6 protein-coding genes are annotated in these 7,114 nt (G+C 35.8%); 2 read left to right on the top strand and 4 right to left on the bottom strand.

What is annotated here, in order from left to right; genetic code table 11:
* The first annotated feature begins 454 nt into the window (after positions 1–454).
* Together purB and argC are read left to right on the top strand one after the other, a co-directional pair.
* Positions 455–1,750 (top strand): adenylosuccinate lyase, encoded by a 1,296-nt coding sequence (purB, locus tag AB1414_12680; GenBank protein ID MEW6608276.1) that lies wholly within the window; start codon positions 455–457, stop codon positions 1,748–1,750.
* A gap of 592 nt (positions 1,751–2,342) precedes the next feature.
* Positions 2,343–3,437 (top strand): N-acetyl-gamma-glutamyl-phosphate reductase, encoded by a 1,095-nt coding sequence (gene argC / locus AB1414_12675; GenBank protein ID MEW6608275.1) that lies wholly within the window; start codon positions 2,343–2,345, stop codon positions 3,435–3,437.
* Between the two features lie 37 nt (positions 3,438–3,474).
* Here the strand turns inward: argC and AB1414_12670 are convergent, their stop codons facing one another.
* The 4 genes from AB1414_12670 to AB1414_12655 all read right to left on the bottom strand — a co-directional run bounded on the left by AB1414_12670 (position 3,475) and on the right by AB1414_12655 (position 6,874).
* On the bottom strand, positions 3,475–4,407 hold the full coding sequence (locus tag AB1414_12670; GenBank protein MEW6608274.1) for a UDP-glucuronic acid decarboxylase family protein: 933 nt from the start codon (positions 4,405–4,407) through the stop codon (positions 3,475–3,477).
* The gene (locus tag AB1414_12665) at positions 4,404–4,859 is read right to left on the bottom strand and encodes a dTDP-4-dehydrorhamnose 3,5-epimerase family protein (protein MEW6608273.1); all 456 of its coding nucleotides are present in this window, start codon (positions 4,857–4,859) and stop codon (positions 4,404–4,406) included. Before AB1414_12665 ends, AB1414_12670 begins: the two co-directional genes overlap by 4 nt.
* 295 nt (positions 4,860–5,154) lie before the next feature.
* Positions 5,155–6,444: a UDP-glucose/GDP-mannose dehydrogenase family protein gene (locus AB1414_12660; GenBank protein MEW6608272.1), complete on the bottom strand. Its 1,290-nt coding sequence runs from the start codon at positions 6,442–6,444 to the stop codon at positions 5,155–5,157.
* A 160-nt stretch (positions 6,445–6,604) separates the two neighbouring features.
* Entirely contained in the window at positions 6,605–6,874 is a 270-nt protein-coding gene (locus AB1414_12655) for a hypothetical protein (GenBank protein ID MEW6608271.1), read from the bottom strand.
* Positions 6,875–7,114 lie beyond the last annotated feature (240 nt).

Below are 7,114 nucleotides of genomic sequence, written 5' to 3'. Positions count from 1 at the left end.
ATTGTGATTATTTAAAGTAATCGGTAATCAGGTAATCAGTAATCGGTAATTTGAGATAGCAGGCTACTGCTTGCTCTTTACCGATAACCTGATAACCGATAACCTGAGTTGATAGTAACAGGAAATCCCAAAATATGCCTCTCTAAAGTATAGTTAAAGTATAGTTAAATGGTTTCGTCGTGAGCTCAGCCAAATGGTATTTAATTACCAGGAGTTACCAGAATCAAATTCCGCGTCTTATTTGTTCAACACTTTTATTATACCAAAGTCTTCAATTAAATGCAAGAAAAAAAGTAAAATGGCTGGGTGTAATAATTTTTTTAACAAATTTCTCTTGAAAAACTATATCATAAATGTTATAATAATAGGGCTTGACGAAATTAAAAGTAAGTAATCGGTTAATTGGTAACTAATTACCATTTACCAGTTACCAAATATAAGGAGTTGCACAAAAATGATAGAACGATATACATTACCACAAATGGCAGGTATCTGGACATTGGAAAATAGATACCAAAAAATTCTTGATGTTGAGATTTGTGCCTGCGAGGCACAGGCAGAATTAGGATATATTCCAGAGGAAGCAGTTACGGTCATAAAAGAGAAGGCAAAATTTGATGTCAAACGAGTTCAGGAGATAGAAAAAACAACCCAGCATGATGTTATTGCGTTGTTAAGCAATGTCGCTGAGTATGTTGGAGAAGAATCACGATTTATTCATTTTGGGCTTACTTCTTATGATGTGGTTGATACTGGATTATCTCTGATGATAAAAGAGGCTCTTGGTATTATCGAAGATGACTTAATAAAATTAAGTGAAACATTATTCGCCGGGGCGATAAAATATAAAAAAACCATAATGATAGGTCGCACTCATGGAGCCCATGCGGAACCTATTACCTTTGGTTTAAAATTAGCCTTATGGTATAAAGAGACTCAACGCAATCTACTCAGAATTAGAGAGGCAAAGGAATGTATCAGGGTGGGTAAACTATCCGGTGCTGTGGGCACATACTCCCAGATTGACCCAAAGGTAGAAGAATATGTTTGTCATAAACTTCGATTAACACCAGCAGAAGTTTCGACTCAAGTTATTCAACGAGACCGACATGCCCAGGTTTTGACGACATTAGCCATCATTGCCTCATCATTAGATAAATTTGCTACAGAGATTAGAAATCTGGCACGCACAGATATACGAGAGGTAGAGGAGGCTTTTGAAGAGGGACAAAAAGGTTCTTCTGCGATGCCGCATAAACGCAATCCCATTACTTGCGAGCGAATTTCTGGGTTAGCCCGAATTGTCCGAGCAAACGCCCTCGCCTCATTAGAAAATATCCCGCTGTGGCATGAACGCGATATCACTCATTCCTCAGTTGAACGAATAATCCTGCCTGATTCCTTTACCTTAGTCAACTATATGCTGGTTAAATTCAGGGATGTGGTTAAAAATTTAGTCATTTATCCTGAAAATATGCGAAAAAATATTGACAAAACGCATGGCTTAATTCACTCTCAACGGGTTTTATTAGCATTGGCATACAAAGGACTCTCAAGAGAAAACGCATATAAATTAGTCCAGCGAAATGCGATGAAATCTCTGGATGAAGGAATTGAATTTAAAGATTTGCTTAAAAAAGACCGCGAAATATTAAAGGTTTTGAAGGCTAAAGAAATAGAGGCTTGCTTTGATTTAGGCTATTTTATTCGACATATTGATTATATCTTTGAGAGATTAGAAATATCGTAACCATAGTGCTCTGTTGCTACTCAATTGATGTCCCCCGCTGGCGGGGGACAACGGCCAATCAATCACTTAAATGGCGACAGAGCAAGAGGATATTTACCATTTAATCAACAGACAAGTAATATTTTGGGAGCGTCCCAAATTTGTTGACAGCGTCCCCAAAATATTATTCCTTTATTTCTAATTGCACAGGTGGAAAAAATTCAGGAGGTAAGTCAAGTTTAGTAAGCAGATTTTTAATAGTAAGCGGGTGGATTTAGTAAGCGGATTTAACGGATTTAGCGGAAAAAGAAATAAAAAAAATCCGCTCAATCCGTTCAATCCGCTTACAATAAAAAATGTAATCTGTTTAATCAATTATCCTTTTATTTCTAATTGCACAGGTCGAATTTTTTTATTTGATACCTTCTTAAGAAGTTAAACCTTCATTCTTATATTCCAAAGGTTCATAAATTTCCCGAATGCCTCTTTTTTAAAAGACTTGACAAAAAATATATAATTATAATATAATATTATTGTAATTATTTACCCAGGTGAAGTGAAACAACCATTGTCTGTTGCTTCACTTCAGAAAATATTAGAAAGAAAAATAGTTATGAAAAAAAACAAAGAGAAAATCAGGATTGGAATAATAGGTGCCGCCAGTATATCCTCTGGTGTATTATTAAAGTTATTAGCTAACCATAAGTATGCAACTATAACTTTATTAGTCTCAGAAACCAAAGGAGGAGAAAAAATAAGTGATATTCATAAATTTTTAGAAGGTATTTTCGAGCTAAAAAGTAGTGAATACAATGCGGATAAAGTAATAGAAAAGTGCGATGTGATATTTCTTTCAAAACCTCACGGTGAATTTTTAACAGAAACATCAGATTTAGTTAAAAAAGCACAAAAGACAAAATCAAATATTAAATTTATTGATTTAAGTGCAAATTTTAGATTGAAAGATGTTGATTTATATAAGTGGTATGGTTTTGAGCAAAATAACAAACAACTTCTTAATAAAGCAGTCTATGGATTACCCGAGATATACTCTCAAAAGATAAAAGATGCATTTTTTATAGCAAATCCAGGCTGTTATCCAACCTGCACTATTCTTTCAGTAGCCCCTTTATTTATTAATAAACTCATAGAGAAAAAGGAAATAATTATTATTGAGGCAATATGCGGTGTTTCTGGTGCCGGGAGAAAGCCAAATGACCGTAATTTAGCTATCGAAGTCGAAGGAAATATTAAACCATATAAAATAGGTATCCATCCTCATATTCCAGAGATAGAGCAAGAATTAGGAGATTTAATCCAGGATAAAGTTAAAGTTCTTTTTGCTCCACATGTAGCCAGTTTTAAATATGGAATGCTTACAACAACTTATATTAAACTACACAAAAGGATGACATTTGAATCTCTCGTTGAAAAATATCAAGAATTTTATAAAGATAAACCATTTATTAGAATTTGCAAGCAAGGAGAATATCCAGAAATCCAGAATGTGGAAGGGACTAATTTTTGTGATATTGGTATTCAAGTTGATGAAAGAACAAGTACTTATATAGTAATGGGGTGTATAGATAACATCATTAAGGGGGCGGCTGGACAGGCTGTTCAAAATATGAATATTATGTTTGGGCTGGACGAGACAGAGGGTCTGCCTTTTTCAAATGCCCTGAAGAAAACCGTAATGGTAAATTAGCTATGATAGGACACCATCCATTTTTCACCTGTTTTTATTAGACACTTAACCGTTTTTTGAACCAATTAATAGTTTTTATCATTCCTTCGTCAAAATTTATCTTTGGTTCCCAACCGAATAATGTTTTAGCCTTAGTAATATCCGGTCTTCGTTGTTTCGGGTCATCGGTAGGTAATGGTTTATAAATTATCTCACTTTTACTGTTGGTAATTTCAATTATCTTTTGTGCGAATTCTAAAATTGTCATTTCAAGTGGATTGCCAAGATTAACCGGAGTATGACAATTTGAACACATCAACTTATAAATTCCTTCAACCAGGTCAGCGACATAACAAAAACTTCGAGTTTGACTTCCATCACCAAAGACTGTTATTGGTTCATTTTTTAATGCTTGTGGGATAAATGCTGGCACTACTCGTCCATCCTCTAATCGCATTCGTTCACCATAAGTGTTGAATATTCTGGCAATACGGGTGTCTATGCCGTGAATGGAATGATATGCCATCACCAATGCCTCGGCAAATCGTTTCGCTTCATCATATACCCCCCGTGGTCCAATAGGATTGACATTACCCCAGTAATCTTCTGGTTGCGGACTAATTAATGGGTCACCATAGACCTCTGATGTCGAGGCAAGTAAATAAGAGGCTTTTTTGTATTTGGCTAATCCTAATGTTTTATGCGTTCCTAACGCACCTACTTTTAATGTTTGAATCGGATATTTTACATAATCTATTGGACTGGCAGGGGAGGCAAAATGAAGAATAAAGTCTAAATGCCCCTCTACATAAATAAATTCTGTGACATCATGTCTATAAAATTGAAATTTCTCACTTCGGATATGGCTGATATTATCTATGTTGCCGGTGATGAGATTATCCATAGCGATAACCTCATGTCCTATATTGAGTAAATAATCACATAAATGTGAACCTAAAAATCCAGCACCACCAGTAATTAAAATTCTCATCCTGATTTCACCTTCCAATCAAAATTAAAATCATTATCAAACGGGTCAACCCTCATTTCATCTGGCTCATCATAATTGTATAATTCTGTTGGAATATTAAGGATATAAGCGGGTTCATTCCCTAATGCCGAAAATCCGTGCCAGATAAAGGGTGGGATTTGCACTAATTGACGATTTAATTCAGTGATGATAATTGTCCCGGTCTGTTTATATGTTGGCGAGTCAGTTCGGCCATCATATAGACCAAGTTTAACACTTCCTTTAACTAAAAAGATGTTATCCGTCTGTTTTTTATGTGCATGCCAGGCTTTGACAACACCAGGATTACAGGTAGTCAGATAGATTTGCCCAAATTGCTTAAAATGTGGGTTATCTTTACGCAGGATTTCCATTAAAAATCCTCGCTCATCTACATGAGGTATTAATTTAATAATTTTAATTCCTTCAATCATTACCATTAACCTTTTTGTAAGCGTTCACCACACAGAGAGGCACAGAAAATGATTTTATGTAACTATTCAGCCACAGATGGACATAGATGAAACACTGAAAATTCGTAATCCGTGTCCGTTTTCCGTGTCCGTAATCAGGTTGAAGGCTGAAAATTAAGGTATAGTGCTTCGTGTCTCCTATCCTTCTCCGTTTCTCCCTTTCTCCGTTTCTCCCTTTCTCATCTATCCTCTGACTTCTGTATTTATCCGTGCTAATCCGTGTTAATCAGTGGCTAAATAGTTATTATTTTTTCCTTTATCTCCCAATACCATGATACACAAATCCTAATTCTTTCATTTTCGCCGGGTCGTAGATGTTTCTTCCATCAATAATGACCGGGTTAGACATTTTCTCCTTAATTTTAATTAAGTCTAATTCTTTAAATTCATTCCATTCGGTCATAATTACCAGACAATCGCTTTCTTCAGCGACTTCGTAAGGGTCTTTGCAGAAAGTAACATTTTTTAACAATGGTTTTGCCTTCTCCATAGCCACCGGGTCAAATGCCTTGATAAATACCCCTTGACCTTGTAACATTTCAATTACCTCAATCGAAGGGGCAGAGCGCATATCATCTGTATTAGGTTTAAAAGCCAGTCCTAAAATACCTATCTTTTTATCCTTTAATATCCAGACAGCGTTTTTTATCTTTGTCACAATAAGTTTTCGTTGTTCTCTGTTTATATTCTCAACCTCTTTCAGGAGTTGAAAATCATAGCCAAGTTTGTGAGCGATGCGGATAAAAGCAGAGAGGTCTTTTGGAAAACATGAGCCACCAAAGCCAGGACCAGCATTTAAGAAACTTCTTCCTATCCGTTCATCATAACCCATTCCTTCGGCAACCTTTAGAACATCTGCTCCGGAGAGTTCGCATATATTTGCCACGGCATTAATAAATGAGATTTTGAGGGCTAAGAAGGAGTTAGAGGCGTGTTTAATTAATTCAGCACTTTTGATATCTGTAACAATAATTGGGGCATTAAATGGGGCATAAAGTTCCTTTAAGAGTTTTTCTGCCCATTCAGATTCTACGCCAATAACTATTCGGTCTGGCTGCATAATGTCATATACCGCCGAGCCTTCTCGTAAAAACTCAGGATTTGAGGCAACATCAAATTCAACCTGATGCTTATTATTTAATTTGACCGTGCGTTTAACCCATTCGCCTGTTTGCACCGGAACAGTGCTTTTTTCCACGATTAATTTATAACTTTTCATTGTTTGAGCAATTTCTTTAGATACATTTTCAACAAAAGATAGGTCTGCCTCTCCATCAGGTAAAGGTGGTGTGCTTACCGCAATGAAGATAATATCTGATGCCTCAACCCCTTGTGCGATTGAAGTGGTGAATGAAAGTCTATTTTTCTCAACATTTCTTTCTACCATTTCATTTAACCCTGGTTCATAAATAGGCACTCCACCACTTTTTAAGATATTAATCTTTTCTTCATTATTATCTACACAAATAACATTGTTTCCTAAGTCTGCAAAGCAAGTGCCAGTAACTAAACCCACATAGCCGGTGCCAATCATACAAATTTTCATTGAGATACTTCCTCCTTTTTTATGTAGTCAAGCCCTCTGCAAAATAAGAAAAATAATTTAACCCCAGAGAACATAGAGAAAATTATTATCTCTTTTGGTTTGATAAACTCACTACAAGTTTGTAGTGTTTTTCCTCCGGGGCATCTGTATGATAACTTTTCTACTTACTCATAGCCCAACGAGTTCTATCTCCGTCAGCCACAATTAGCTTACCTAAATATTCAGTAGTTTCTTTAATCATCTCTCGTGTCAACTTACCCTCTTCTTTTATTGCTTCTCGTGTTAACTTACTCTCTTCTACTATTGTTTCTCGTGTTAATTTGGTTTCATTCTTTAGTGTTTTATTATTCACTACCCCATAGACAGTCAAAAATATCCCTAATATTGTCGCCGCTGTGCCTACCAATGCTAATGCTTCCCATAAGTTCATTTCCCTATCCTCCTTTTCTAATCTTTACCTACATCTTTAACTGGACGGATGGTGGTATTCACGCAGAAATTCCAAATTCCAGGCACCAAATCCCGAATAAATTTCAAATTCCAGGTAACCGTTCACCGCAGAGATGATATGATAAAGTGTCAAGTTTGACCTGCGAAAGATTTTATGGTATACTATACAAAAAGTATTAACTAACTAAAATAAGGAGGACAAACTTATGACACAAACAAC

The sequence above is a fragment of the bacterium genome (genome assembly GCA_040755795.1).
GTDB lineage: Bacteria > UBA9089 > CG2-30-40-21 > CG2-30-40-21 > SBAY01 > JBFLXS01.
Note: the sequence above shows the minus strand (reverse complement) of the source record. Positions and strands in the feature narration are given on the sequence as shown.

Excerpts from the sequence above, each read along its gene's own strand:
- purB (MEW6608276.1), top strand. The coding sequence starts at position 455 with ATGATAGAACGATATACATTACCACAAATGGCAGGTATCTGGACATTG.
- argC (MEW6608275.1), top strand. The coding sequence starts at position 2,343 with ATGAAAAAAAACAAAGAGAAAATCAGGATTGGAATAATAGGTGCCGCC.
- AB1414_12670 (MEW6608274.1), bottom strand. The coding sequence starts at position 4,407 with ATGAGAATTTTAATTACTGGTGGTGCTGGATTTTTAGGTTCACATTTA.
- AB1414_12665 (MEW6608273.1), bottom strand. The coding sequence starts at position 4,859 with ATGATTGAAGGAATTAAAATTATTAAATTAATACCTCATGTAGATGAG.
- AB1414_12660 (MEW6608272.1), bottom strand. The coding sequence starts at position 6,444 with ATGAAAATTTGTATGATTGGCACCGGCTATGTGGGTTTAGTTACTGGC.
- AB1414_12655 (MEW6608271.1), bottom strand. The coding sequence starts at position 6,874 with ATGAACTTATGGGAAGCATTAGCATTGGTAGGCACAGCGGCGACAATA.